This is a genomic window from Cryobacterium sp. MDB1-18-1 (genome assembly GCF_004402735.1).
GTDB lineage: Bacteria > Actinomycetota > Actinomycetes > Actinomycetales > Microbacteriaceae > Cryobacterium > Cryobacterium glucosi.
The window spans coordinates 34,043-59,413 of record NZ_SOFR01000010.1; the positions used below are offsets into that span (position 1 = coordinate 34,043).

Consider the following 25,371-nt stretch of genomic DNA (forward strand, 5'->3'; position numbering starts at 1 on the left):
GCGCAGAATTGGAATCCCATCGACGAGTGGGGCGCCTCGATCGCCCTGCACGATCTGCCGGCCCTGTCGGCCCTGCGCCCGGGCGCGCCGGTAGCAGAAACCCTGATCGGATTGTTCGTTCCCGGCGATGACACCGACCCGGCTCGTCTGGCCTGGCTCAGGATCTCGGGGATTCCGGCCGTCGACGAGGCTGGTGCGACCGTGGGCGCCTTCGCTCTCCTGGACGTCCGCGAGGACCGACCGGAGGACCCTGCAGGCATCGTTGGCCGGCCTGGGCGACCCGTACGTCCTCGTCCACGCGGTGCGCAACATCCACGGGACCATCATCGACTTCGTGGTGGACGAGGCCAACCCCGCGGCCTGTGCATTCCACCGGATGCCGCAGGGGCAGTTCATCGGCGGCTCGCTGCTCAATCCCATGCCGGCGGCGATCTCCGGGGCGCTCGGCGACCTCTGCGCGGAGGTCCTCGAGCAGGGTGTCCCCTGTCATCGCGACGGTTTCCGGGCCGCCTCACCTCACGGCGACCGGCCGGACCGGTGGTACGACTTCCACGCCGCTCCTGTCGGTGACCGCGTGTCCGTGATCTGGCGGGATGTGACCGGGCAGCACCTCGCCCTCCAGGCCCTGCAGGATTCGGAGCAGCCCTACCGGCTGCTCGCCGAAAACGCCTCCGACGTCGTACTCATGGTCGACTCCGCCGACCGGTATGTCTGGGCGTCGCCCTCCCTCGAAGAGGCGCTGGGCTGGAAGCACGATGACCTGCTGAATCGGATGTCCGCCGAATTCGTGCACCCCGACGACCTGCCGGGCGTGCTGGCGGCCCGCACCAACCAGAACGAGGGCGTGCGGCGCCATCGTCCGTTCCGGGTTCGGCGCAGTGACGGCACCTATCGCTGGGTGTCGACCATCACGCGCGACCTTCACGACGCGGCAGGCCAGACCACCGGCCGGGTGATTTCCCTGCGCGACGTGCACGAGGAGACCGTCGCGCGGCAGTCCCTCGAGAAGTCGGAGGAGCTGTTCCGGGCCGTGCTGACGTCATCGACGACGGGAATGATCCTCTGTGACCTCACCGGACGCATCCAGGTCGTCAACGAGGTTTTGTGCACCATGCTCCTCCGCGACGAGGCCTGGCTTCTCGCCAGGCGCACCGACGAGCTGGTGCACCCCGACGACAGGGCGACCGTGATCCAGGCCAGGGCCTTGACGATCGCCACCGCCGCCAGGGCTCCTTTCCGCGAATTGCGGATGGTCAGGGCCGACGGGGCCATTTTCTGGGCCCGCCGGACCGCGTCGGTGATCCGGACCAGTGCGGGCGCACCGGAACGTTTGGTCGTGCAGCTCGAAGATGTCACGGCCGAGCACGAGTCCCGCGAGGAGCTGCTGTTCCAGGCACACAACGACCGGCTGACCGGGATGCACAACCGGGACTGGATCCTCCGCGTTCTCGAGCAGGACCTCGAGGATTCCCGGAATTCCGGGCTCGCCGTCGGCGTGCTGTTCATCGACCTCGACAACTTCAAGCTCGTCAACGACTCGCTCGGCCATGTCGCCGGTGACGAGGTGCTCGCCGTGATCGCAGACCGGATCGCGTCCGCGATGCTCCCCCACGACCGGGTCGGACGCTTCGGCGGTGATGAATTCGTCGTCGTCGTTCCGAATGCATCCGAGCCCGCGGATGTCGAACGTGTCGCGGTGAACATCACGGCTGCTCTCAGCACCGAGCTCTCGATCCACGGACACCGGATCATCCCGACGGTGTCGATGGGAATCGCCCTCTCCACGGACGGTTCCACCGCCGCCAGTCTTCTTCGGGACACCGACTCCGCTCTCTTCCGGGCCAAGAAGTCGGGCAGGGCACGGTGGCAGTTCTTCGACGACACGATGCACTCCCAGGCGATGGAGCGGCTCACCATCGAGGACGAAATCCGCATTTCGCTGCGGAAGGGCGATTTCGTCGTCTACTACCAGCCGATCGTCGCCCTCCTCGATCGCTCCACCGTCGGCTATGAGGCACTCGTCCGCTGGCAGCACCCCGGGCGGGGACTCCTTGCGCCGGCCGAGTTCCTCCCGATCGCCGAGGAATCCCGGCTCATCCTCGGAATCGATCGCTACGTGCTCGACCAGGTCTGCGCCGTCCTGGCCTCGGATCCCAACGGTGCGACAACGATCAGCGTCAACGTGTCCGCCGTCGACTTGGCCCACGAGTCCTGGGCCGAGACCTTCCGGTCGGCCCTCCGGACCCACGGCGTCGACCCGTCCCGACTCATCGTCGAGGTCACCGAAACGGCCGTGCTGTCACTGCGGCCATCCACCACAGGAAGCCTCGATGCGGTCCGCGATCTCGGCGTCGGCCTGCACGTCGACGATTTCGGCACCGGGTTCTCCTCCATCTCGCTGTTGCGCGACCTCCCGGTCACGGGACTCAAGCTCGACGCGAGCTTCGTCGCGGGCCTCGGTGACGGCAACCGCGGCGCAGATGCCCTGGCGGCAGGCCTCGCGGGGCTCGTCGCGCACCTGGGCCTGACCGGTGTCGCCGAGGGCGTCGAGACCGAGACGCAGGCGCGGACCCTGCTGTCACAGGGCTGGCTGCACGGGCAGGGCTATCTCTTCGGCCGGCCGGCGCCCTGGCCCGGACAGGGCGGGCGAGCCCAATAGCCTGAACGACCCGAACAGGTCTAGCCGATCCTGGATAGCCCGACCAGGACCATGTGAGTGCTGTCGCCGTTCAGGCAGGTCTGAAAGACGAGGTCGTGGCCACGCGGAACGTCGCTGACCATCGCGGTGCCAGCGCTCAGGGAGCCGATCACACCGGTCACCCGGTAGACGCCGGCGTCGATGCCGGCCAGGCGGACCTGCGCCCCGGTCCACCGCGGGAAGAGTTCGCCACCGCAGCCCCAGTGCTCGACGAGCATCGGCGTGCCATACCAGGCTGTCGTGTCCACGAGCCCGGAACACAGGTCGATCTCGGGCTGCCGGCCGGCGATCGTGACGGTGGACGTGAAGTCGTCGCCCATCGACGATCGAGGCTGGACCGGGCCAGCGCCCTGGTCCACGATCGACGGGGAGGAGAGTACATCGACACTGAGCTCGATCCCGGCGTCATGGGAGTTGTCCAGGCCATCCACCGACTCCGCGGGGCCAGGGAGAGTCCCGGCCGCCACGGTCACGACGGAACCCGGTCCTGCCGACGTTGCGCTCAGGTGCTGGCCGGCTCCGAAGACACAGACCGCAGAAACGACCGCCGTCGCGACGCAGAAACCACCGACGATGAGGAGCCGGGCTCGAACCGACTGGCTACTGTCGCGCTGCGCATCTCTCGTGGGGTACTCCGGTCTCGGAAGCCCGGAGCACCGTGAGGGATCCGGTCGGCGTGACGGACCCGCGAAGCCCCAACGCTCATCGATACCAGCTCTCGTTCACCGATCGATCAGGCTTCGTTCACCCGTTGTTCACCTTTTCAACATAGTCCGTTAAGAGTCAGGCAGGCGGCAGCCACGCCCCTGACGAGCAGGCAGGCCACCCGAAGGCTGAATCAGCGGATGAGCCCGGCCTCGCGCGCTGCCGCAACCGCCGCCGTGCGACTCGTCGCACCGAGCTTGGGGAAGATATGGGCGAGATGCGACTTGACGGTGGTCTCACTCAGGTGCAGCCCGCGCGCAATGTCGCCATTGCTGTGCCCGGCCGCCACGAGGGTCAGGACCTCGAGTTCGCGAATGCTCAGCGCCGACTGCGCGTCGCGCACCCGGGCGAGCAGCCGGGTGGCCACGGCCGGTGCCAGTGCCGACTGCCCGGAGGCGGCGGCGATCACGGCAGTGATGAGATCGTCCGGCGGGGTGTCCTTCAGCAGGTATCCGGCGGCGCCGCTTTCGATCGCGGTGACGATGTCGCTTTCGGCGTCATAGTTCGTGAGGATCAGCACGGCGGGCGCGTTGTCGAGCGCGCGGATGCGCTGCGTCGCCGCGGCGCCCTCGAACTGGCCCTGGAACTGCAGGTCCATCAGCACGACGTCAGGGCCCAGCCGCACGGTTTCGGCGAGCGCTTCGGCGGTCGTACCGACCGCGGCGACGACAGTGATCGACGGTTCCGTGTCCAACAGGGCAAGCAGCCCGGTTCGCATGATGGGATGGTCGTCGGCGATCAGCACCCGGATGGTCATCGGGCGAGCTCGAAGCTGGCTACGACGCTGGTCCCGTGCCGGTTCCGGTCGCCATCCGGGCGCGTGCTCTCGACGGTGAGCGTCCCGCCCAGCTCGGTGACCCGCTCCCGCATGGCGTGCAGGCCGAAGGTGTTGCGAGCGGTGGGGACGGCAGCGGGAACGACGGCAGCGGGAACGGCCTGTGGGCCGGACTCGGGGTCGAACCCCACTCCGTCGTCGACCACGTCCAGAATGACCTCCGAATCGAGCCGGCTCAACGTGAGGTCGATGCGGCCGGCCCGGGCATGCTGCACGGCGTTGGCCAGCGACCCCTGCGCAATCCGGAGCAGGGCCGTTTCGAGCCGGGTCGGCAACAGGCCGATGTCCCCGGAGATCGTGACGTTGACCGGTACTCCGCTGGCCGCATCCGTCTCGGCGGCAAGCCGACGGAGCGCCTCGACCAGCGTGGTCTGCCGCAACGCCGGTGGCGAGAGTTCGTCGATGAAAGAACGGGTCTCGCCGAGGGCCTGAGTCGCGGCATCCCTGGCCTGGCCCACGCGCATGCGCACGGCGGCACTCGAATCGGCGGAGCGCTCGGCAGCGTGCAGCAGCAGGACGATGCTGGAGAGGCTCTGGGACACCGTGTCATGGATCTCGCGCGCCAGCCGGCCGCGTTCGTCGAGCACTCCCGCGGCCCGCTCGGCCGCCGCGAGCTGGGTTCGGGTGTCCTGCAGCTCGGCGATCAGAAGGTCCCGCTCCCGGGCTTCCCTGGTGAGCGACCGGTACGCGAGCCCGATGACGACGGCGACCACGGCACCGATCACGGGACCGATCACGCCGCCCACGCTGAATCCGCGATGCACGCCGAATGCGACGATCGCGATCCCGGTCGCGAGGGCGATTGCTGCGGGGCCCGTCCAGCCGGGAAGCAGGTGCAGGTAGATGAAGAAGAGCGGGAAGAGCAGGTAGATGGCCTCTGGGCTGAAAACCGTGAGGACAACCCACTCGAGGCTCAGCGCGGCCGTCCAGGCCAGTGCCCACCCGGGCAGGGAACGGCTCGGGAGGTTGTATGCGACGAGTGTGCCGGTGGCATAGGTTCCGAGCAGCACGGCGGAAAGGCAGATGATGACTCCCGCGGCGGGCATCCCCGCCTGCCCGGCCATCGCGACCACGAGCACGACGAGGCCGAGCACCAACAGGTGCAGGCTCACGCGCAGACCCAGGAAGACGGAGTCGAGTCCGGAGCCGTGCGCGGTCATGGCGTTGCTTCTCTCACTCGGCGATCACCAGTCCACCGTACGGGGAATAGGCCGGGACGGCATCCTTCGAAAGGTGTAGCGGATGCTCCGCCCTTCGTCCCGGAATGACCGTTCGGGTGCACGATGACCGGGCGTTCGGTTCTCGGCAGAGTGGTCAGTGGCGGGCACGGGCTCGCCATCTGCAGCCGGTCCAGTGACGGGACCGGCGTGAAAAGGAGTCCTCTGTGTACGTAGCGTGGCGCGATCTGAGATTCGCCAGGGGGCGATTCGTCCTCATCGGAACCGTGGTGACCCTGATCACCCTGCTGGTCGGATTCCTGTCCGGCCTGACCGGCGGCCTGGCCGACCAGAACATCTCCGCGATCACCGGCCTCGGCGCCGATCGGATCGTCTTCTCTGCCCCGGTCGCGGACTCCGAACGCAGCTTCGCCGATTCCGCTGTGACCGAAGCGGATGCGATCCGGTGGCGAGACCAGGCCGGGGTCCGGGACGTGCACCCCCTGGGCATCAGCCAGCAGAGGGTATCGGCCGGCGACAACCAGGTCGCCGTCGCGCTGTTCGGCAGCGCCTCCGGGTTCGGTTCCGGCAGCGCTCCCGCGAGCGGGCACCTGACCCTGCCGCGGACGGCCGCTGCGAAACTCGGCATCGGGGCAGGCGATTCGGTCACCATCCTGGGTTCAACATTCGTCGTCGACCGGGTCACCGACGACACCTGGTACTCGCACACGCCGGTAAGCTGGCTGGCCCTGACCGACTGGCAGAAGCTCGCCGCCACGACCGGCAGCCCCGGCGCATACGCGACCGTCCTGGCCGTGACCGCCTCGGGAACCGACTGGTCCGCCGCGGACACGGCGACCGGCACGTCCTCGGCCGGCGTCCTGCAATCGCTGACGGCCCTGTCGGCATTCCGCTCCGAAATCGGCTCGCTGCTCCTGATGGTGGCCATGCTCTTCGGCATCTCCGCCCTCGTGGTCGGCGCGTTCTTCACCGTCTGGAGCATGCAACGCCAACCGGACGTCGCCGTCCTCAAGGCGCTCGGTGCGTCCAACCGGATGCTCGTCGGCGACGCTCTCGGCCAGGCCGCCCTCGTCCTCATCGTGGGCGTCGGGCTCGGCATCGCGCTCACCGCCCTGCTCGGCGCACTGGCCGGCACCGCGTTGCCGTTTGTGATCAGTCCCCTGACGACCCTCCTTCCCGGTGCGGCGATGATCGCGCTGGGTCTCGCCGGCGCGGCCTTCGCGCTCCGTTCCGTCACCACCGCCGACCCCCTCACCGCCCTCGGGAGCAACCGATGATCCGCCTTGACCACATCACCCTCAGCTTCCCGGACGGCGACCGGCGGATCACCGCCGTCGACGACGTCAGCCTCACGGTCGATCGCGGTTCCGTGGTCGGGATCACCGGCCCATCCGGATCGGGAAAGTCGAGCCTGCTCGCCGTGGCATCGACCCTGATCAGCCCGGATGCAGGAACCCTGCACGTCGATGACGTGGACGCGACCGCCCTCTCCCTCGCCGAACGGGCGGAGCTGCGGAGGGACAGCATCGGCATCGTCTTCCAGCAATCGAACCTGATCCCGTCGTTGACCGCAGAGGAGCAGCTTGTTGTGATGGGGGAACTCGACGGACCCCGCCGGGGTCGCAGTGCCCGCAACGCCGCACGGGCGCGGGCCAGGGAGCTCCTGGATGCCGTCGGCCTCGCCGATCACGCCGCCAAGCATCCGGCGCAACTCTCGGGAGGGCAACGCCAGCGGGTCAATATCGCCAGGGCACTGATGAATGAGCCGAGCGCACTGGTGGTCGACGAGCCCACGAGTGCGCTGGACCAGGAACGCGGTTCGAGCATCCTGGCCCTGATTCTGCGGCTGACAGCGGAGTTCGACACCGCCACGATCCTCGTCACCCACGACCAGCGCCTGCTCCCGCTGATGACCTCGGTGCATTCGATGGTCGACGGCGCACTCACAACACGGTGAACGCCCGGTATCGCTACCAGGTCGCGTCCCCCCGGATGACCACATCCGAACCCCCGTCGATGAAAATCACCTGACCGCACAGGTGGGCGTTTTCCTCGCCGGCGAGCCACGCCAGGAGGTAGGCGACCGAGCGCGGTTCGAAGATCCCGTTGAGGGGCATCGGAACCATCGTGGCCATCGCCTCGCGCTGCTGCGGCGTCTTGATCATGTCGGAGGTCATCGGGGTGTCCACGACCCCGGGTGCGATCGCGTTCAGGGGGATCGAGGCGCCGGCCCAGTTGTCCGTCGCAGCGTTCCGGCGGATCCACCGGGCCAGGGCGCGCTTGGTCGTGCCGTAGATCAAGGCTCCCAGCTCCTCGCCGCCCGCTTCGAGCTCGGCGGCGCGGGCCAGGGCATCCGCTTCGTTGCCGGCGAGGAGTGCGGCGAGCAGGATGTCGTCCGGCGGGAAGAGCGAGGCCATCGACGCGACGGCGACGGCGCGCGGGGCGGCCGAGCCGACCAGCAGGGGGCGCAGGTCCTCAAGCGTCGCGATGGTTCCGAAGTAGTTCACGGCCACGGTGGTGGCCGTCGGCGAAGCCAGACCGGCAACGGCGAGCACGGCGTCGATCGCACCGCCGCTCAGGTCGCTCACCTGTTCGACGAGGGACGCGCGCCCTGCAGCGGTGGACAGGTCGACGACCACGTCCGCATCATGGATATCGACGCCGATGACGGTCTCACCGCGCTCCATGAGAAGTTCTTTGGTTGCCTTCCCGATGCCGCTTGCCGAGCCGGTCACAACGGAGGTACGAGGCATGGGAACGACCTTTCGACGGTGAATCGGGCACGGTGTCCACGATGCATGGTGCCCCCACGACCGGGAGCACACAAGGGCGCCGGGCAGGGCGCCGGAACGGGGTGCACGGGGCCGGCCCGCTGTCGACGGTCACCGCACCCCGCGCCGTCCCCGATAATGGAAAGGGTGACTCACCTCCAGGAACCCGCCGATATCCGCCTGATCGTCTCGGACATGGACGGCACTCTCCTCAATGATTCCGGCCGGGTGCCCGACGGCTTCTGGCCCGTGCTCGAGGCGCTGCTCCGCGCCGGAGTGATGTTCTCCCCTGCCAGTGGACGCCAGTACCAGACCCTGCGGGAAACCTTCGGTGAGCGCGAGGGCCTGGTGTTCATCGCCGAGAACGGCACGAACGTCGTTCGCGACGGCACGAGCATCGCACTGGAACCCGTAGTCTTGTCCGTCATCCCCGCCATCGTCGAGTGGGTGCGCACCGCGGCCGCCACGGGCTCCGACGTGGGCATCGTCGTGTGCGGGGTGCGAACGGCGTATATCGAGCGCACCGACGCCGAGTACTTCGCCAGGGTCAAGCCGTACTACGAGGCCCTGGCGATCGTGGACGATGTCCTCGCCGCGTCCTCCGACGACGAGGTGGTGAAACTCGCGATCTACGACTTCGCCTCAGCGGAAGAGCACACCGGGCCGTCCCTGCGCGGCCTCGGACTCGAGGCCGATGTCGTGGTCTCGGGCGAGCACTGGGTCGATGTGATGCGTCCAGGGGTCAACAAGGGGCGGGCGCTGATCCGCCTCCAGCGCGAACTCGGGATCACCCGGGAGCAGACGATGGCGTTCGGCGACTACCTCAACGACGCCGAGATGCTCGACGCCGCCGGAGAGTCCTACGCGATGGCCAATGCGCACCCGAGCATCCGTGCCCGTGCCCGCCACCTCGCTCCGTCGAACGACGATGACGGTGTCGTCACCAGCATCCTCGCCGCTTTTCCCGGCCTGATGCTGGGCGCTCGTTGAGCTGACACGCCCCGTGTCGGCCGGGCCCGATCGGGACCCGGCCGAGGCACGAGTGACTACTTCAGGATGCGGATGAGCTTGCGGTTGGCGAACTCTGCGATCCCGAAGCGTCCCAGTTCCCGGCCGAAGCCGGACCGCTTCACGCCGCCGAAGGGGAGTTCCGGGCTGTCCAGGAGCGACCCGTTGATGAACACCATCCCGGCCTCGATCTGGTCGGCGACCCGCAGTGCCTGCTCCGGGTCGGTCGTGAAGAGGTAGGAACCGAGGCCGTAGGGGATGTCGTTGGCCACCTGCACCGCCTCCGCCTCGTCCTGCACACGGTAGATCGCGGCCACCGGGCCGAAGAATTCTTCCCGGTAGGCGTCGCTCTGCGGGGAGACCCCGGTGATCACCGTCGGCGAGAAGAAGGCGCCGTCCCGCGTTCCCCTGGCAACGACGGTGGCACCCTGGGCCTCCGCCCGCTGGAGCTGTTCCTCGAGATTTTCGGCGGCGCCGAGGGAGGAGAGCGGTCCCAGTGTCGTCTCCGGTGACGTCGGGTCTGCCGGCACGTTGCCGGTGATCTTGGCGGTGAAGCTCTCGGTGAAGGCGTCGAAGAGGCCGTCGATGACGATGAAACGCTTGGCCGCGTTGCAGGACTGCCCGGAGTTGTCCAGGCGGGCCGCGACGGCAGCGTCGACGGCTTCCTCGAGGTCGTCCGCGCTGAGCACGATGAACGGGTCGGATCCGCCCAGTTCGAGCACGACCTTCTTGAGATTGCGGCCGGCGACCTCCGCGACGGCCGCGCCTGCCCCCTCCGACCCGGTCAAGGAGACGCCGTGCACCCGCGGATCGGCGATGATGTCGGAGATCTGGGCGTTGGACGCGTAGAGGTTGCGGTAGGCGCCGGCGGGGAACCCGGCATCCGTGAAGATCTCTTCGATGGCGGCGGCGGATTCCGGGCACTGCGAGGCGTGCTTGAGCAGGATGGTGTTGCCGAGCACCAGGTTCGGGCCGGCGAAACGGGCGACCTGGTAGTAGGGAAAGTTCCACGGCATGATGCCGAGGAGAACGCCGAGGGACGCGCTGCGCATGAACGCGGTGCCCTCGCCGCCCAGCAGTTCGATCGGCTCGTCGGCGAGGAAGGCCTCGCCATGAGTCGCGTAGTAGGAGTAGATGTCGGCGGAGAAGTCGACCTCACCGAGGGCCTGCTCGACGGGCTTGCCCATTTCGCGCACGATGAGCTCGGCCAGGTGCTCGCGACGCTCGGTGTGCAGGTCGGCGACGCGCTGCATGAGTGCCGCCCGCTCCGCGACGGATGTGCGGCGCGAGAACTCCGTGTGGGCGCGGTCCGCCACGCCGATCGCGTCCGAAACCTCGTCGTCGGTTGCCAGCGTGAAACTGGGGCCGCTCGTCCCCGTGGCGGGGTTGGTGACAACGTACTTGTTCATGAATTTCTCCCTGGGTGTCCTCGTTAACGCCGAACGCACTCGCAGCATACCTGTCCGGGCAGGGCTCACGAGGCCGGGCTATCCTGTCATTTTCATTCCGACGATTCTTTGAAGGAGATCCCTCTTGCCGTACTTCAGCACATCCGACGGAACCGAGATCTACTACACCGACCAGGGCGAAGGACAGCCGGTCCTCCTCAGCCACGGCTGGCCGCTCTCGTCCGACGCCTGGCAGGTCGAGGTGAAACTGCTCGCCGACAACGGGTACCGTGCCATCGCACACGACCGCCGCGGGCACGGTCGCTCAGCGAAGACGTATACCGGAAACGACATGGACACGTATGCCCGCGACCTGGCCGAACTCGTCGAGTCGCTCGACCTGAAGAACCTCGCCGTGATCGGTCACTCCACGGGCGGCGGCGAGGTGGTGCGCTATGCGGCGCAGCACGGGGTCGGCCGGGTGACCAAGGTCATCACCGCCGGCGCGGTGCCGCCGCTCATGGTGAAGACGGAAAGCAACCCCGACGGCCTTCCGATCGAGGTGTTCGACGGCATCCGTGCGGGTGTCCTGAGCGATTCGTCCCAGTTCTACATCGAGCTCACCGAAGCGTTCTTCGGGGCCAACCGGCCCGGAAGCGCGGTCTCTGAGGGTGCCAAGCGCGAATTCTGGCGCCAGGGAATGCTGGTGAACCTCGCCGCGGCCTACGACTGCGTCAAGGCGTTCTCGGAGACCGACTTCACCGCAGACCTCACGGCGCTCGAGGTACCGATCTTCATCGCCCACGGAGACGACGACCAGATCGTTCCCATCAAGGACGCAGCACTGAAGTCGATCAAGCTGGTCAAGAACGGCACCCTCAAGGTCTATCCCGGCGCGCCCCACGGCATCTATGGCGACTACCAGGCGGAGCTCGACCAGGACATCCTCGCCTTCCTCGCGACCTAGGCCCCCCACGAACGGTGTGACCGGGCACCGGCCGACGGATAGGCTCGGCTCGTGCCCGTCACCCTGGAACCCCTGTCCCCCAAACGTCTTCCGAAATGGCTGCGACGCAGCGCGGAGGAGTACGCATCCGATCTGATCAGCCTCGGCCGCTCCCCCTCAGATGCTCATCGGCTCGCCGCCCGGAGTCTCGGAAATTCCTTCCCCGGCGGACAACCGGCATCCGGTCAGTACGTGTTCGACGTGCACGACGGCCCTGGCCGCCCGGTCGGCTACCTCTGGATCGGCCGCGCCCAGGGTGAGGACGATTCGGACTGGTGGGTCTGGGATATCTCCATCAACGAGGACGAACGTGGCAAGGGGCTGGGCCGGGAGACCATGCTGCTCGCGGAACAGTTCGCGAAGTCCCACGGCGCCAGGACCCTCGGCCTGAGCGTCTTCGGTTTCAATACGGTGGCGCGGCGGCTCTACGAGACGCTGGACTACGAGACGACGTCGATCAAGATGAAGAAGACCCTCGGCTGAGCCACCCGCTCACTCCGAGGCACCCGTCTCCGGGGCACGAGTCTCCGGGAGCACCGGCAGGGTGCGCACTCCGTCGAAGTAGCGCGGATGCCCGTCGATCGGATCGGTGAAGCTCACCTCGCTCGCCAGGAGCTGCAGCGGCCGGGAGAAGTCGTCGATGGCGACGTCCTGGACCACAGGGTAGAGCGGGTCGTCGATGATCGGGATGCCGAGGCCCAGCATGTGCATCCGCAGCTGGTGGGTGCGTCCCGTGCTCGGCGTCAGCCGGTAGACGGCGGCACTGCCGAGCGAGGTCTCCAGCTCGATCAGCGACTCGGCGTTGACCGGTGCCCCGGGCACGACCTCGGCCTGCCAGTGGCCGCGCCGGGTGAGCAGGTGGTTGCGGACGGTGACGGGGAACTCAAGCCCCGGTCGGGCCGGGGCCAGGGCCCGGTAGGTCTTGTGGACTTCACCGCGCTGGAACATCGACTGGTACGCCCCGCGCCAGCGCCTCTCGGTCGCCAGCACAAGCAGCCCCGATGTCACCCGGTCCAGCCGATGCAGCGGAGAGAGCTCTGGCAGGCCGAGCTCGGCGCGCAGGCGCACCACGACACTCTGCACGACGTGCCGGCCGCGCGGGATCGTGGAGAGGAAGGCCGGCTTGTCGATCACGACGAGCCGCTCGTCGCGGTGGATCACATGAATGGTCCCCGGCACGACCACCTCCGCGGCGAGATCACGATGAAACCAGACGAAGGTGTGCGGCCGGCAGGGGTCGCTGGTAGCGACGGGCGTGCCCGTTTCGTAGGCGAAGCGCTCCGCGACCAGGAACCCGGCCACGTCGACGAACCCGGCCAACCGTTCTGCCAGCCAGGCGCCCATGGTCGGCCACGGCTGCGGCCGGGATGGGTCGCGCTCCGGGGTGCAGACCCAGGCCGCGTCGAGCCCGTGACGTTGCGGAAGGGGCGAACGCGGGGGCATCCACTGATCGTACCCACCCGACGATCACAGGTCAGGGTCGCAAGGTCAGAACAGCGGCCAGGGGACCGCGGGCATCTGGCCGCGCGGGGCGGGGAACCGGCCCGCCGCCCGCAGACGGTCACAGCGGGCGGCCAGGGCCTCGAGCTCGTCCGCGTCGAGCAGTTCCCCGAGGGTGACACCGAGGTCGCCGTCGAGCCCCGCGCGCACCCGGTCGACCCCGTCGAGCTCCTCGGCGCTGAGGGCATCGCCCAGCCAGCCCCACAGCACCGTGCGCAGCTTGTGCTCGACGTGGAACGTCAACCCGTGGTCCACGCCGTGCCGGTGGCCATCCGGCATGGCGAGAATGTGGTTGCCCTTGCGGTCGGCATTGTTGACGACGACGTCGAACACGGCCATCCGGCGCAGCGCGACCGAGTCTTCGTGCACGAGCGTGACCGCCCGGTCCTGCTCGTCGCGGCCGTCGAAGACCCGGCGCCAGCCAGCGCCCGGCCCGACCTCCCAGGGCACCAGGTCGACGGCGTCCTGTTCGGGATCCGCGTCCTGCCACAGCTGCACCATCCCCGGGCCCATCGGACCGTCACGAAGCCAGGTCCGGGGTACGACCTTCCACCCGAAGGCCTCGGAGACCCGGTATGCCGCAACCTCCCGGTTCGCGAGGGTCCCGTCGGGGAAATCCCAGAGCGGATGCTCGCCGGCGACCGGCTTGTAGACCACCGGGACGCCGCCAATGCTGCCGAGGAATGTCGCGTTCGAGGCGGTCGTGATGCGGCCCGTGAGTTCGAGCTCACCGCGTTCAAGCCCGCCGGCCTCGAGCTCGCCGGAGCCCGGCGTCATCAGGGCTCGTCGCGCAGCACGCAGTCGTGCCCGTCCGGGTCGATGGGGTCACCGCAGAGAGGGCAGAGGGGGCGCCCGGCGCCGACGACTTCGTGGGTGCGCTTCGCGAAGGCCCTGGCCGTGCCGACCGGAATCCGCAGCAACAGCATCTGCTCGGGGTCGGCCGTTGCGGCATCGACGACGGCGAGGGGGTCGTCTCCGAGGCCCTCCTCGTCGACCACCACGATCGGGAAGGCCTCGATCACGATCTGCACGGTCGAGGGGTCCCAGCCCAGGGTCATGGTTCCGGTGCGGAAATCCTCCTCGACGGGTTGCTCGAGCGGTTCGTTGTCCACGAGCTCCACAGGTGTCGTGGTGGGGACGCTGAAGGGATTTCCCTCGGTGGACATCAGCTGATCGAGGATCTCGTCGATGCTGTCGGCGAGGAGCGCCGACTGCTGCTTCTCCATGGCGATGCTGACGATCTGGGTTCCGCTGCGCACCTGCAGATAGAACGTGCGCGACCCCGGCCGGCCGACGGTACCGACGACGACCCGGTCCGGCCAGTCGAACTCATGCAGGATTGTAGGCATGGGGATATTTTAGGCTCCGGTTTCCTGCGGCCGCTCAGTGCCGGCCCCACCGCCGACCGGCGCATCGGCCACCGGGCCGACCGCCGCAAGCCAGGACAGGTCACCGGCGTCGGTGTTGATGGCGTGGACACTCGGGCGATGGGGCCCGTAGCGCACGATCGAGACGGATGCCGGTCCGACGTTGATCCGCTGGAACAGGTCCAGGTGCATCCCGAGTGCGTCGGCGAGGACGGACTTGATGATGTCGCCGTGGCTCACCGCGACCCACACCGCACCGGGACCATGCTCGGCTTCGAAGATCGCATCATGGCGCCGGATGGCCGCGACCGACCGCGCCTGCATGGCGGCCATCGATTCGCCGCCGGGAAAGACGACCGCAGAGGGGTGCGCCTGCACCACCGGCCACAAGGGCTCCTGGGCGAGGTCGATCAGGGTGCGGCCCTGCCAGTCGCCGTAGTCGCACTCGGTGATGTCCTCGTCAACGGGAGTCGCGGGAGTGCCGCCCTGCAGGTCGAGGATCAGCCGGGAGGTCTCCCGGCACCGCTGCAGCGGGCTCGAGACCACGCCGACCAGAGGCACGACGGAGAGCCGCTCGCCGGCGCTCGCGGCCTGGATGCGCCCGATCGCGTCGAGTCCGACCCCGAGAGATCGCCCTGCCAGGAGTCCGTCGGCATTCGCGGTGGTGCGGCCGTGCCGCACGAGGATGACTGTGGCCATGCGTACAGCCTAGGGAGTCGGCGGCCCGAGTCGCCGAACCCATCGGGCGCCGATGCGTGCGGAGTGCCCTCCCCGCTGTGATGCGAGGATGAGGTGCCGGCTGGCTCTCGGCCTGTCGCCGACTCTTATCAGCGCAGCCGGGCCAGTGCCGACCGGAACGCGTCGATCGCGTGAGCGTTGAACAGCACGAACGTGACGACATCCACGGCCGTGGAGCTCGCGGCCACCGTCTCGACGGCGATACGCGCCGCGTCGTCCATCGGCCACCCGTAGACGCCGGCGCTCACCGCAGGAAAGGTCACGTGGTGGGCGCCGAGTTCGTCGGCGACCCGCAGCGACTCGACGTAGCAGGAGGCGAGCAGGTCCGATTGGTCGAGGGTCTTCGCCCATATCGGGCCGACGGTGTGGATGACCCACCGGGCGGGGAGGAGCCCCGCCGTAGTCGCGACGGCGGCACCGGTCGGCAGCCCGTCCGGCAGCGTCGTGGCACGCAACCGGCGACATTCCGCAAGGATGCTCGGGCCTCCGGCCCGGTGAATCGCGCCGTCCACTCCCCCGCCCCCGAGCAGCGTGTGATTCGCCGCGTTGACGATCGCGTCCGCGGGCAGCGCCGTGATGTCGCCTCGGACCAGCTCGATGAGTGCCATGATCCGACGTTACCAACCGCGTGCACGGGCGACGCACGAGGCTGATACGGCTGGAGCTAGGCCAACGTCGGCTGCAACAGCCCCTCGAGGCGCTGGTAGCTGGTCTCCATTCCGCCGGTCATGCCCGTAGCAAGCACCGCGTCACGCTGCTCCGCATTGGCGTAGGTGATGACGAGTGAGAGCAGGGTTCCGCCCTCGACTTCCGTGAGGGTCAGCTCGTTGAGCGTTGCCGGGAAGTCCATCCCGATCATCGCCTCGGTCGTGACCGCGCGGTGCGGTTCGACCGACTCGAGGAGCTCACCGGTGAAGCCGAATCGCTCCTCGCCGCCGTCCCGCTGCCACTCGTAGCGGTAGCTGTCACCGACGGCTGCTGCGATCTCACAGACGGGCATCGACCAACCATCCGGTCCCAGGAGCCACCGCTTCATGAGGGCGGCATCGTTGTGGGCCCGCCACACCTGGTCGACGGTGCCGCGGATCACCCGTGCCACCCGCACCTGGGTGTCGCTGAGGATCTGCGCCTCCGCCAGATGGTCGGCGGCGTATGACGCCAGGTCGGCCAGCACCTGGTCGATCTGGGCCATCGCCTGGCGGGTGCCTTCGAGCATTCCCATCTCGATGAGCTGCTGCATCTGGTCGAGGGAGCCGAAGTACGACGTCGTCTTCAGGCGACTGCCGCCGGGCGTCTCCTCGAAAGCGAAGTCCATTCGGGTGGTGGGGAGGTCGGCGTTGGGCACACCCGCCGCATCCGAGAAGCTGTCAAGCACTTCAAACGCGTGGGGAGCATCGGTCGAGGTCCAGTCCCAGCAGCCGTAGTGCGTATCGCCCTCCGGCCCGGTCATCGCATACACGCTGCGTCCCCCGGTCAGAGCGTCGTGCCGGTAGAACGTGGCCGGATAGGTCGGCGGGCCCCAGAACCGTTCGATCTGGCGTGGATCCGTGTACGCATCCCAGAGCCGGCGGAGGGGCACAGGGAAGTCGGCGACGATCGTGATCGTGAGCTGGTCGAGGTCTTTCTCGACGGAGGTGACGGGCATGATGATCCTTTCGGTTAGGTGTCAGGTGTAGCCGGAGAGTCTTCCGCGAGCAGGCTGTCGAGGCGGTCGATGCGCGAACGCCAGAGCTCCTCGAAGTGGTCGAGCAGGCGCTGGGCCTGACGGATGCGATCAAGGTTTCCCCGTACCATCCGCTCACGGCCCCGCGCTGCCTTCGTCACGAGATGGGCCTCCTCCAGCACGGCAATGTGTTTCTGGACGGCCGCGAAGGACATCTCGTAGGAGTCCGCCAACTGCGACACCGAGATGTCGGTGACCAGCGTGCGGCGCACGATATCCCGCCTCGTCGCGTCTGCGAGGGCGCGGAAGAGGCGGTTCACATCCTGTTCAGAAAGCCCTGATACAACCATTTGATTGTACGATACCCAGCCACAACGAATCGCGCAAGCGATCACCGCGCTCGCCTTGACCGGTTTCGGAACGGCTCACTATGGTGTTGACGCGGAGTACCGGATCGATGATGCCTTGGAACGGCTCGTCGCAGGGTGGACTGTTGAACTCGAGCCGCACCGCTTCGCGGCGCCGAGCAGGTGTTCGGCGCGCTTCCCGCGACGGCTACGTCAGCCGCGCGATCGCGAACGCGAAAGGAGCACGCAGAGTGGACGGTGCGTACATCGGGCTCACCTCCTCAGATCGTGTCACGTTCAGGACGATTCCAACGCCGGCCCCGCTATATTCGTGTCATGAAGCGCATCACGTACGCAGGCGGGTCCATTGTCACCGGTGATGCCGTTACAGCGGCCCTACTGGATTTCGCGACGCACCTGGATCCCGGCGCGGGGAGCCTGACCGTGGACATACCCGTTCGTGAGACGAACGGGGCTACGACTACGCACACGTTCCTGTTCGGTCCGGCAAGCCAATTCGAGGTGGCCGATGCCGAGAACTTGCCGACCGGCGACGAAGGCGAGCTTTTTCCCGTTCCGGTCTTTCCGACCAGCAGACCGGTCGCCGTGACCGAGCCGTCCCCCGCCGCCGAAACGGGAGCGGAAGACTTCAATCGGGCAATCCTGGACATCGATGGCGGACTGGGGCAGGGCGCCACGACCTGAAGCAGGAAAAGACCGGGGTTTCTCAATATGCACCGCGACCGCTTCGGCCTATGATCAGAATAATCGTCCCCAAAGCGCTGTTGCCCTCACCTCGGCCCTGTCGTCGATGTATTCCCATTCTCCCGATCAAACGAGGTTTCCCGTGGGTAAATTCATTTACGGAACCCCGGCCATGTCGGTCGAGATTGACGATCGCACCCTGGCTCACCTGAAGGTCGTGATCATCGCGAAGCTGCGCCGCGGCGAGAGCTTCACGTTCTCCTGGGAGAAGTCGCCGGAATCGGGAAGCGGTCGCAGTTCAATCTGGCTCAACCCGGCCGTACCGCTCCAATTCGAATTCGCCGGCAGTCAGGAACCGCACCTGAACCGGGCCTGGTTGGAGCAATTGGTCGGCCTTTCCAACACGCCGGCCGGCCTGCGCATAGTCGCAGAACCGGCTGCGGCCGCTGCTCCTGGTGACGCCGAGTCGAGGCAGTTACATCAGCGACACCCGCACCCTCGCCCGTGACCCGTCCCCTGGCTGAGTAAGACGGTCCAAGCGCTGGGCTGCGTGCTCACCGCGGGGAAGGCTACCCGGCGGGCACCGACTTCGTCGGCCACCCGGAGCGACTCGACGCAACATGACGCGAGCTGCTCCGGGTGGTCGATCGCCCGACTAGCGGGCCGGGTCGGTCACCCGGATCAGCGGTTGCTTCCCCTGACGGCGCGAAGGACCCACCCGATGATCGCGATAATCAGGAGGACAGCACCAACCCAGAGCAGGAACTGGAGGGCTTGAACGAAACCACCCACCACAAGCAAGACAACCGCGATGATGGCGACGATGACAAAGAGATTCATTTTTTGCTCCCTTGACTTGCGAGAAAAACGGAGCTGCCAGGGTCTGGGGCAACCAGCGAAGTGTGTGTGAGTGATGCGGCACACGATGCCATGATCCAGCCTACGCGCGGGCATCGACGGCGGAGGAGCGGCGTCCCACCGTTCGTCCAACCTCCACAGCTCCGCGCACATACCCGTGACGACTCTGAACGGTAGCCAACCACAGTCGATTCAACGAGACTGGGGGTAAGCCCCCGAGAAAAAGGAACCCCCACCATGACTCGCAGCGACATCGGCCCCCACCCGGACTCTTTCGACCTGGAAACCGCCACCACCGAGAACACGAACTATCGAACAGTGGCCTGGAGCGGCAAGTATTTGCAGGTCACCCTGATGTGCATCCCTGCCGGAGAATCCATCGGACTTGAAATGCACCCCGACACCGACCAGTTCCTGCGCCTCGATGCGGGTGCCGGGAGGGCACAGATGGGGCCGGAGAAAGACAACCTCGTTTTCGAGCAGGACGTTTCTGACGGGTGGTGCATCCTCGTCCCCGCGGGCACCTGGCACAACGTCACCAATATCGGTGACGGACCCATGAATCTCTACGTCATCTACGCACCGGTCCACCACGCCGCCGGGAATATCCACAAGACGGCCGCCGACGCCGCGGCCGACGAAGAGGCCGGAACGGACACACCGCCCGCCTGGACACAGCAACCCGCCTCGTCCCGACCCGACGAGGAAGCAAGCTCCTCGTAGCTCTCCTGAGCCCTGAGGCGGCGTCCTTCAGCGCCAGAACTCGGTAAGCCGCTCCACACGGACACGGACACGGCCTTGGTCGAATCCGGCCTGGGCGGCGGACGGACGCAACGAGACGTCCATGGCCCTGGCGCCGAACAGGTATTCGGCGCTGCCCTCGGGGAAGATCGTTTCGACGCGGCTGCCGCCTGCGCGCAGCGCGTCGACCTGGGTTGCAAGATGCAGGCCCCACGCCACCGGCGTCAGTGCCCGGCCGCCGAACGGTGACAGCACCAGCACTCGCTCGTACCCGGCAGCCAGATCGGCATTCTCGGCGTTGGACCGGTAACCGCCGTCGATATATCGGCCGCCGCCGATACCGTAGGCGAAGCCACTGGCACAGCTGGCGGCCACGGCGTCCACCAGATCGACCCCGCTGTGCCGGTCGAACACCACCGGCGCACCGGTATCCGCATTGACCGCGGTGATCTGCACCCTTCGTTCGGGCCAGTCGTGGCTGGGCAGGCGCGAGGCGACGGTGGCGCGCCACCGGGCCTGCACCGCCGGGTCCGATGCCGCAGCCAGGTCGAGCGCAACGGCACCCATTCTGCGGCGCATGTCGGCCGCGTCCTCGGCGGCGGCGATGATGCGGCGCCGACGTTCCAGGTGATCGGTCACCGGACCACCCTGAGCGCGATGGCCGTCCGAACCGGCCGGGGCGGTGCGCTGCGCAGACACGGGCACGGGCACGGCGATCAGGGTGGGCGCCAGGAGGTCAGTGGGGTTCGCGCCCGTGAACTGAGCCGCAGCTGTCGCTCCGGCCGAGGTCCCGATGATGAGATCGGCGTCGGTCACATCGAGACCGGCCTCGTACAGGCCGGCGATGACCCCGATCAGCCATGCGTTACCCGTCGATCCGCCGCCACCGAGGACCAGGGCCGTGCGGGAAGGGTGCCGGGAGGCGTCGCGTGAGATCGGCTCCGCATTGTGCAAACGGTGTTGATTCATAGTCGTAGCTTTCTGAGAGTGCGCGAAGCGCTCCCCGCGACGGCTACGTCAGTCGCGCGATCGTGAACTCGAAAGGAGCGCCCAGAGTGGACAGTGTGTGCATCGGGCTCACCTCCTCAGATCGTGTCACGTTCAGGGGAACTCTACCGGTTCGGGGTCGGCGAGCCAACCGATGAGCCTCCTGGGAGATCATGCGGCGCCGGTCCTGTCACATCGGGCCCGCCGCATGCGCCTGAGAACCCGATGCTCAGCGTCGAACGCTGTATCGGTGCTCGGGGCGACCGGTCGAACCGTAACGAAGGGTCACGTCGACGTCACCGCGGGTTGCCAGGGCGGCAAGGTGCCGCTGCGCCGTCGCGCGGGACAGACCGGCACGGCCGGCTATCAGACTTGCGGACGATTCCCCGTCCTGGAGCAGTTCGATGAGCAACTTCTCGGTCGTGGACCGCGACACCGACGCGACTCCACCATCCCGCCCGTGCAGCACCCGCTGGGCCCTGTCGATGGAATCCTGGTCGAGTTGGCGGTCCTCTGCGACCAGGGTGCGGAACCGGCGATATGCCCCCAGCCGTTCGCTCAACCGCGCGGGTTCGAACGGTTTGATGAGGTAGTCCAGCGCGCCGGCGCGGAGGGCACGGCGCACGGTGGCGCCATCCGACGCCGCACTGATCATGAACGCGTCCACGTCGATCTCCGCAATGAAGGCGATCCCGTCGCCGTCGGGAAGGTAGACGTCGCAGATGACGAGGTCGGGAGACAAATCCCGCACCGCCGCGCGCGCGGCCCGCACTCCCCGAACCGGCTCAAAAGCGGTGTAGCCGGTACACGCATCGACGATATCGCGATGAAGGCCGCCGACGTGGAAGTCGTCGTCGACGACGAGGACGGAAATCGGATCGGTCATTGTTCTTCTCCTTGTAGTGGGCGTGCCTGCTCCCCCATAACCCCGGGCAGCCGGGCGCAGAACACGGCACCGTGTCCTTCCCGGCCTCCGGCGTCGACCAGCCACACCTCTCCGCCGAGGCGCGCCGAGATCTCGCGCACGAGCGGAAGGCCGATGCCCCGCCCATGCACCGCGTCCGGGTCCAGATCCGTGCTCCGCACATCACTGAACACGCGTGCCCCGTTGGGCACGCCCTGCCCGGAGTCGGCCACGGTCATGACGAGCGTGTCACCGTCGTCGAGCAGCTCCACCTCCACCCAACCCGGCTGCTGACCGCACACGGCCGCACTCACCGCGTTCTCAATGAGGTTGGCGAGCACGGTGGCCACATCCTCGGGCGCAGAGACGACCCCGCGCACCAGTGAGTCCAGACCCACCGACAGGCGGACTCCACGCTCACCGGCCTGAGCGGCCTTGGCTTCCACCAGCGACACCAGGAAGGGCTCGGTCAGGTGCTCGCCGGCGAACGGACCGCCGGGGGTGCGTGACGCCTGCAGCACGTCGTCGAGGTAGCCCCGAGCGTCGGACACGCGGCCCGCATCCATCAGACCGGCCGTCACGTGCAGGCGGTTTGCGAACTCGTGACGCTGCACCCGAAGTGCGTCGGTCATCGACGCCACGGTTTCCAGGCGGTCCGTGAGACTCACGATGTCGGTGCGGTCGCGGATCACCGCGATCAGGCCCAGGTCCCGATTCGCCCGCGACACCACGTGAGTGTCGATGTAGACGACATGGTTGGCGAGTACGACCGGATCGGCGGCATCCGTTCCCCGCTTTCCCCGAGACGGTGGCTTCGGCTCACCGGCCAGAGCTGCGACCACCGGCCCCGGCAATTCGAGGTCGCGGATGCGCCGTCCGACCAGGTCCGAGATGCCGAGCAATCGCGCGGCCGTCGCGTTGGCGACGGTCACGACGCCGTCCGGTCCGGATGCGAGCACTCCGTCCCCGACGCCGTCGAGCACCGCCGCCTGATTCTGGACCAGCGCGGCCAGTTCCTCGGGCTGCAGGCCGAGGGTGAGTCGCTCGAGGCGGCGGCGAATGACGAACGACACGACAGCGCCCAGTGCGAGGGCAACGGCGGCAGCCAGCGCGACGCCCCCCCAGCAGCAGGGGAAGCTCCTTGAAGACACTGCTCGGAGCGAATCCAACGCTCACCTCACCCACCGGCGCGCCGGTGGTGGGATCGCGGACAGGAACTTTTGCGCGAGCTGACTCGCCGAGGGTGCCCGATTCCCACGACACCGTCTCGCGTCCAGCCAGAGCCTCGGCGAACTCTGTGCTCACCACCGCTCCGAGCAGCTGAGGCTCGGGGTGTGCGAATCGGATTCCGTGATCGTCGGTGATCACGATGAACAGTGCACCGGTATTGGCTTCTGCCGCCGCGGCGAGGGTTGACAGCGGTCCGCCGCGGAGGCCCGCGTTCGTCGGCGTGCCGACGTCTGCAGAAGCGCGGGCGATACCCTCGCGCACATCGGAGTCGGCGGCGACCGTGCGGGCGATCGACAGCGCCGACGCCTCGGCCTCGGCCCGGAGCTGTTGCACGCCGATCCAGACGAACACGCCGGTGCAGATCACGACGACCGCGCTCACGCAGGCGAGTTGCAGCAGCAGCATCTGCGTCGAGAACCGCATCTCCGCCCCCTTGCGGCGCATTGAGCAGAATGCGCACAACCAACCATATGCGCAATACGTGCAGCAAAGGGAGATACCGGATGCTTCGTCATCGGTCTGCCTAAGCTTCAGGCCATTCGTCATACGCCTCGGCAGTGACTGCCGATCGGGATCCGCCTGGCTCGGCTGCACCATTCAGACATAGACAAAGGAGTCGATGTGCTCGTCATCCTCGGATTCACCATGATCCTCACCTTCATGGTGCTCATCATGACCAGGCGGCTCACGCCGATGGTCGCCCTCATTCTCGTCCCCACGATCTTCGGCCTCTTCGCCGGTGCCGGCCTGGGCCTCGGCGACATGATCATCGAGTCGATCGGGGACCTGGCCCCGACGGCGGCGCTCCTCATGTTCGCGATCATGTTCTTCGGCATCATGATCGATGTCGGGCTGTTCGATCCCCTCATCCGGTTCATCACCCGCTTCCTCGGCAACGACCCGGCCAAGGTCGTCCTCGGCACAGCGATCCTGGCCGGCGCGGTGTCGCTCGACGGCGACGGGTCGACGACCTTCATCATCACGACCTCAGCGATGCTGCCGATCTACCTGCGTCTGGGCATGAGTCCGGTCGTACTCACCTGCGTTGCTGGCCTGATGAACGGCACGCTCAACATCGTGCCGTGGGGTGGCCCCACCGTGCGGGCGGCCTCGGCACTCGGCGTGTCGCCGACCGACATCTTCGTGCCGATGCTGCCGTCTCTTGCGACGGGAGTCATCATTGCACTGGCGTTCGCCTGGTTCCTCGGGCTCGGCGAACGCAAGCGCATCGGGTCGCTCGAATACTCGCAGGCTGCGCAGGCGAATGCCGCCCCGCTGGCGTCGCCCGGCTTCTGGCGCGGCTTCTTCGGCGGCAACCGCGTCGTGCGCGGCACGGAGGTCAGTCCGGGTGCAGCGGCAACCCTGTCGACGACCGGCATCGTGACGGTGCGGCCGGGCCAGCGTGTGCTGGTGGGTCACACGGCCCTGGCCGAACAGAAGGTGCTCGACGCCGAAGATCACGACACGATGATGGCCGACACGATGATGCGGGCGGATCGTCCGACGCTGCGGCCCAGACTCATTTGGGTGAACCTCGCGCTCACCGTCGCCGTCATGGTGCTGCTCGTGCTCGATGTCATGCCCTTGGCCTATATCTTCATGGTGGGCACCGGCGTGGCGCTCGTGATCAACTTTCCGAAGCTCCGCAGCCAGGCCGACGAGATCGTCGCGCACGCGCCCAGCATCGTCGGCGTCGTCTCGATGGTGCTCGCCGCGGGCGTCCTGGTCGGAGTGCTGAACGGTACCGGGATGGTCACGGCGATGGCCGACTGGGTTGTCCAGGTCGTGCCGGCATCGATGGGTGAGTACCTCGCGGTCATCACCGGAGTGCTCTCCATTCCGATGACCTTCTTCATGTCCAACGACGCGTTCTACTTCGGCATTCTTCCCGTGCTCGCCGAGAGCGCAGCAACCTACGGGATCTCCCCGGTCGAGATGGCCCGCGCCTCGATCATCGGTCAGCCCGTTCACCTGCAGAGCCCGCTGGTACCGGCCATTCTTCTGCTCGTCTCTCTTGCAGGCGTCAACCTCGGCGACCACCACAGGAAAGTGCTCTGGCGAGCCTGCGTGATCTCGCTTGTGATGCTGGTCGTCGGAGTGCTTGTCGGCGCCGTCCCGTTCGGCTGAACGCGGTTACAACCCGGACAGCCAGAGAGTCCCGGAGACCTGTGCGTTTCCGGGACTCGTGGTCGGGTCGACGGGATTCGAAACTGAGACCGGGCTCAAGTCCTCAGTGGGTCACCAGATGCATCGGAAGCCGACGGGGCCGGTCGGGCGGCGTGTTCAAACAAATCGCGCAATATGTTGAGTACGGGAATCGCGGACGCCAGAACGTTTTGTTCGGCGGGCGAGAGCATGTCGATGGCCGCGGCCACGGTCGCCGTGCTCGTCCGGTCGAACCGGTAGAGCATGTCCCTCGCGTGGGGCGTCGCGACGAGTATCGCTGAGCGGAGGTCCCCTGTCGAGGCGCGCTCAACCAATCCAGCCGCCGTCATGGCTTTCACGAGGTTGCTGACGGTCGGGCGAGCGATGCGGAGAGCGATCGCGGCGTCACGGGTATTGACCGGGCCGGAGGCGACGAGAACTCGCAGCAGCTCAATCTGCGCTTCGGGGATGTCCGGCAAGTCTTCGGCGGCCCGGGTCGCCCGGGACATCTCCCGACGCAAAGGCCCGAGCAATCGGGTGAGTTCGGTCGCGATCTCGCTCACGGACAGCCTCCGGCATCGATGTAGGTTTGCCACA

General features: G+C 67.5%; 27 protein-coding genes and 1 pseudogene. 10 read left to right on the forward strand and 18 right to left on the reverse strand.

The window, feature by feature from the left end; genetic code table 11:
• Positions 1-262 precede the first annotated feature (262 nt).
• Entirely contained in the window at positions 263-2,659 is a 2,397-nt protein-coding gene (locus E3O50_RS01875) for an EAL domain-containing protein (RefSeq protein ID WP_166790618.1), read from the forward strand.
• A 20-nt stretch (positions 2,660-2,679) separates the two neighbouring features.
• Here the strand turns inward: E3O50_RS01875 and E3O50_RS01880 are convergent, their stop codons facing one another.
• From E3O50_RS01880 to E3O50_RS01890, 3 genes are all read right to left on the reverse strand, one after another.
• The gene (locus E3O50_RS01880; protein ID WP_134558524.1) at positions 2,680-3,129 is read right to left on the reverse strand and encodes a hypothetical protein; all 450 of its coding nucleotides are present in this window, start codon (positions 3,127-3,129) and stop codon (positions 2,680-2,682) included.
• A 407-nt stretch (positions 3,130-3,536) separates the two neighbouring features.
• Positions 3,537-4,160 carry a response regulator transcription factor gene (locus E3O50_RS01885; RefSeq protein ID WP_134450226.1) on the reverse strand — a complete coding sequence of 208 codons (624 nt, stop codon included), beginning with the start codon at positions 4,158-4,160 and terminating at the stop codon, positions 3,537-3,539.
• Positions 4,157-5,398: a sensor histidine kinase gene (locus E3O50_RS01890; protein WP_134558525.1), complete on the reverse strand. Its 1,242-nt coding sequence runs from the start codon at positions 5,396-5,398 to the stop codon at positions 4,157-4,159. The genes E3O50_RS01885 and E3O50_RS01890 overlap by 4 nt, the downstream gene beginning before the upstream one ends.
• Before the next feature lie 224 nt (positions 5,399-5,622).
• On the opposite strand from E3O50_RS01890, the gene E3O50_RS01895 reads away from it, so the two are divergent.
• A complete protein-coding gene (locus tag E3O50_RS01895) occupies positions 5,623-6,693 on the forward strand; it encodes an ABC transporter permease (RefSeq protein WP_134558526.1) in 1,071 nt (356 codons plus the stop codon).
• On the forward strand, positions 6,690-7,373 hold the full coding sequence (locus tag E3O50_RS01900; RefSeq protein ID WP_134558527.1) for an ABC transporter ATP-binding protein: 684 nt from the start codon (positions 6,690-6,692) through the stop codon (positions 7,371-7,373). The genes E3O50_RS01895 and E3O50_RS01900 overlap by 4 nt, the downstream gene beginning before the upstream one ends.
• A 13-nt stretch (positions 7,374-7,386) precedes the next feature.
• Here E3O50_RS01900 and E3O50_RS01905 read toward each other — a convergent pair whose 3' ends face one another.
• Positions 7,387-8,169: an SDR family oxidoreductase gene (locus tag E3O50_RS01905; protein WP_134558528.1), complete on the reverse strand. Its 783-nt coding sequence runs from the start codon at positions 8,167-8,169 to the stop codon at positions 7,387-7,389.
• A gap of 165 nt (positions 8,170-8,334) precedes the next feature.
• On the opposite strand from E3O50_RS01905, the gene E3O50_RS01910 reads away from it, so the two are divergent.
• Positions 8,335-9,177, forward strand: coding sequence for a Cof-type HAD-IIB family hydrolase (locus E3O50_RS01910; RefSeq protein WP_241975272.1), 843 nt, complete (start codon positions 8,335-8,337; stop codon positions 9,175-9,177).
• A gap of 56 nt (positions 9,178-9,233) precedes the next feature.
• On the opposite strand, the gene E3O50_RS01915 is transcribed toward E3O50_RS01910, so the two are convergent.
• Positions 9,234-10,604, reverse strand: coding sequence for an NAD-dependent succinate-semialdehyde dehydrogenase (locus tag E3O50_RS01915; RefSeq protein ID WP_134558530.1), 1,371 nt, complete (start codon positions 10,602-10,604; stop codon positions 9,234-9,236).
• A gap of 124 nt (positions 10,605-10,728) precedes the next feature.
• Between E3O50_RS01915 and E3O50_RS01920 the strand changes: the two genes are divergently transcribed.
• Complete coding sequence (locus E3O50_RS01920) at positions 10,729-11,550, forward strand: alpha/beta hydrolase (protein WP_134558531.1); 822 nt, start codon at positions 10,729-10,731, stop codon at positions 11,548-11,550.
• Positions 11,551-11,601: 51 nt separating this feature from the next.
• Positions 11,602-12,072 carry a GNAT family N-acetyltransferase gene (locus tag E3O50_RS01925; protein ID WP_134450218.1) on the forward strand — a complete coding sequence of 157 codons (471 nt, stop codon included), beginning with the start codon at positions 11,602-11,604 and terminating at the stop codon, positions 12,070-12,072.
• Positions 12,073-12,081: 9 nt separating this feature from the next.
• On the opposite strand, the gene E3O50_RS01930 is transcribed toward E3O50_RS01925, so the two are convergent.
• The 7 genes from E3O50_RS01930 to E3O50_RS01960 form a co-directional block, all read right to left on the reverse strand.
• Positions 12,082-13,032 (reverse strand): pseudouridine synthase, encoded by a 951-nt coding sequence (locus E3O50_RS01930; RefSeq protein WP_134558532.1) that lies wholly within the window; start codon positions 13,030-13,032, stop codon positions 12,082-12,084.
• A 45-nt stretch (positions 13,033-13,077) separates the two neighbouring features.
• On the reverse strand, positions 13,078-13,866 hold the full coding sequence (locus E3O50_RS01935; RefSeq protein WP_134558533.1) for an SCO1664 family protein: 789 nt from the start codon (positions 13,864-13,866) through the stop codon (positions 13,078-13,080).
• Positions 13,866-14,438, reverse strand: a complete 573-nt coding sequence (locus tag E3O50_RS01940) for a DUF3090 domain-containing protein (RefSeq protein ID WP_134450215.1) — start codon at positions 14,436-14,438, stop codon at positions 13,866-13,868. Before E3O50_RS01940 ends, E3O50_RS01935 begins: the two co-directional genes overlap by 1 nt.
• Positions 14,439-14,447: 9 nt before the next feature.
• Positions 14,448-15,155: a histidine phosphatase family protein gene (locus tag E3O50_RS01945; protein WP_134558534.1), complete on the reverse strand. Its 708-nt coding sequence runs from the start codon at positions 15,153-15,155 to the stop codon at positions 14,448-14,450.
• Between the two features lie 128 nt (positions 15,156-15,283).
• Positions 15,284-15,802 (reverse strand): O-acetyl-ADP-ribose deacetylase, encoded by a 519-nt coding sequence (locus E3O50_RS01950; protein WP_134450213.1) that lies wholly within the window; start codon positions 15,800-15,802, stop codon positions 15,284-15,286.
• Between the two features lie 56 nt (positions 15,803-15,858).
• Positions 15,859-16,839: an SRPBCC family protein gene (locus E3O50_RS01955; RefSeq protein ID WP_134558535.1), complete on the reverse strand. Its 981-nt coding sequence runs from the start codon at positions 16,837-16,839 to the stop codon at positions 15,859-15,861.
• 14 nt (positions 16,840-16,853) lie between these two features.
• Positions 16,854-17,207 carry a helix-turn-helix domain-containing protein gene (locus E3O50_RS01960; RefSeq protein ID WP_134558536.1) on the reverse strand — a complete coding sequence of 118 codons (354 nt, stop codon included), beginning with the start codon at positions 17,205-17,207 and terminating at the stop codon, positions 16,854-16,856.
• 333 nt (positions 17,208-17,540) lie between these two features.
• Here E3O50_RS01960 and E3O50_RS01965 point away from each other — a divergent pair, with 333 nt between their 5' ends.
• Positions 17,541-17,909, forward strand: a complete 369-nt coding sequence (locus E3O50_RS01965; protein WP_134558537.1) for a hypothetical protein — start codon at positions 17,541-17,543, stop codon at positions 17,907-17,909.
• Entirely contained in the window at positions 17,878-18,417 is a 540-nt protein-coding gene (locus E3O50_RS01970; RefSeq protein WP_347233259.1) for a hypothetical protein, read from the forward strand. Before E3O50_RS01965 ends, E3O50_RS01970 begins: the two co-directional genes overlap by 32 nt.
• Before the next feature lie 173 nt (positions 18,418-18,590).
• On the opposite strand, the gene E3O50_RS19005 is transcribed toward E3O50_RS01970, so the two are convergent.
• Entirely contained in the window at positions 18,591-18,749 is a 159-nt protein-coding gene (locus E3O50_RS19005; RefSeq protein ID WP_166787437.1) for a hypothetical protein, read from the reverse strand.
• A gap of 255 nt (positions 18,750-19,004) precedes the next feature.
• On the opposite strand from E3O50_RS19005, the gene E3O50_RS01980 reads away from it, so the two are divergent.
• Positions 19,005-19,490 (forward strand): cupin domain-containing protein, encoded by a 486-nt coding sequence (locus E3O50_RS01980; protein ID WP_134558538.1) that lies wholly within the window; start codon positions 19,005-19,007, stop codon positions 19,488-19,490.
• Positions 19,491-19,517: 27 nt separating this feature from the next.
• Here the strand turns inward: E3O50_RS01980 and E3O50_RS01985 are convergent, their stop codons facing one another.
• From E3O50_RS01985 to E3O50_RS19535, 4 genes and pseudogenes are all read right to left on the reverse strand, one after another.
• Positions 19,518-20,477, reverse strand: a complete 960-nt coding sequence (locus E3O50_RS01985) for a patatin-like phospholipase family protein (RefSeq protein ID WP_241975273.1) — start codon at positions 20,475-20,477, stop codon at positions 19,518-19,520.
• Positions 20,478-20,724: 247 nt separating this feature from the next.
• Complete coding sequence (locus tag E3O50_RS01990) at positions 20,725-21,381, reverse strand: response regulator (protein WP_134450207.1); 657 nt, start codon at positions 21,379-21,381, stop codon at positions 20,725-20,727.
• Positions 21,378-22,472 carry an ATP-binding protein gene (locus E3O50_RS01995; RefSeq protein WP_241975274.1) on the reverse strand — a complete coding sequence of 365 codons (1,095 nt, stop codon included), beginning with the start codon at positions 22,470-22,472 and terminating at the stop codon, positions 21,378-21,380. The genes E3O50_RS01990 and E3O50_RS01995 overlap by 4 nt, the downstream gene beginning before the upstream one ends.
• Before the next feature lie 133 nt (positions 22,473-22,605).
• Positions 22,606-23,226: pseudogene (locus E3O50_RS19535) on the reverse strand (hypothetical protein); the annotation flags it as partial.
• 24 nt (positions 23,227-23,250) lie between these two features.
• On the opposite strand from E3O50_RS19535, the gene E3O50_RS02000 reads away from it, so the two are divergent.
• Positions 23,251-24,756: a citrate:proton symporter gene (locus E3O50_RS02000; RefSeq protein WP_198413608.1), complete on the forward strand. Its 1,506-nt coding sequence runs from the start codon at positions 23,251-23,253 to the stop codon at positions 24,754-24,756.
• A 95-nt stretch (positions 24,757-24,851) separates the two neighbouring features.
• Here E3O50_RS02000 and E3O50_RS02005 read toward each other — a convergent pair whose 3' ends face one another.
• Complete coding sequence (locus tag E3O50_RS02005; RefSeq protein WP_198413609.1) at positions 24,852-25,337, reverse strand: MarR family transcriptional regulator; 486 nt, start codon at positions 25,335-25,337, stop codon at positions 24,852-24,854.
• Positions 25,338-25,371 lie beyond the last annotated feature (34 nt).